Source organism: Aureicoccus marinus (assembly GCF_002954325.1).
GTDB lineage: Bacteria > Bacteroidota > Bacteroidia > Flavobacteriales > Flavobacteriaceae > Aureicoccus > Aureicoccus marinus.
In genome coordinates this window covers 1094012-1094869 of sequence record NZ_MQVX01000001.1, presented here as the reverse complement: position 1 = coordinate 1094869, position 858 = coordinate 1094012, and the positions used below count along the sequence as shown (strand labels likewise).

Here is an 858-nt window from a genome sequence, read left to right as displayed (position 1 = left end):
TTTGACAACAGTTTTCCTTCCTTGACTTTGGATAGTGTTTTGGATCAGCAAGGTTTTGAGGGATCAAGTGTAAGTCTGATGTTGAGTAGTGAAGGAGGATCTCCGAGTGAGCTTGTTACCTATGGTGCACAGGGGTTGCCTGTTGGATTGTCTATTAATAGTGCCACAGGGGAGATCAGTGGGGTATTGGCTGCAGGAAGTTCAGCTATGAGTCCATACACTGTTACAGTCACTGCAGATAAGCCTTCGAGTGATCAAGTGAGTCAACAGTTTAGTTGGACAGTAAGTACGAGCAATTCAGGTGGAGGAGAGGTTCTTTATCGGGTGAATACAGGAGGTTCGACAATTGCTTCTCATGATGATAGTCCAGTTGACTGGTCATCAGATACGGGGAACTTTGGAAGTGTAAACAACTCGATTTATTTGATTGCCAACTCAACCTTAAAGTCGACTTATGATCAGGGTAAGAGTAGTGCTTACGATGGTCCTATCGTAATGACAGATCCCTCTTTAGCTGTGGGATTACCCAGTGAACTGTTTGAGACCGAGCGCTATGACCGTGGTTCGGATCCCAATATGCAATGGTCTTTTCCAGTAAATAATGGGACACTTGTAGAGGTCCGGCTGTATTTTGCAGAGCTGTGGTCAGGCATTACTGGTCCAGGACAACGTGTATTTGATGTATCGGTTGAAGGGACTGTTCCTACTGAGTTTACTAATATCGATGCCTTTGGTCGCAATGGGGCTCTTGGTGCCTTTATGTTGAGTTATCAAGTGACAGTTACAGATGGTTCATTGGATCTTGAGTTGATACGCAATATTCAGGATGCTGATATCAATGCCATTGAGATTATAGAA

At 44.1% G+C, this 858-nt stretch carries 1 protein-coding gene; it reads left to right on the top strand.

The window, feature by feature from the left end:
• Window positions 1-858: malectin domain-containing carbohydrate-binding protein (locus tag BST99_RS05165; protein ID WP_181044150.1), on the top strand; the 858-nt coding region annotated here is incomplete at both ends.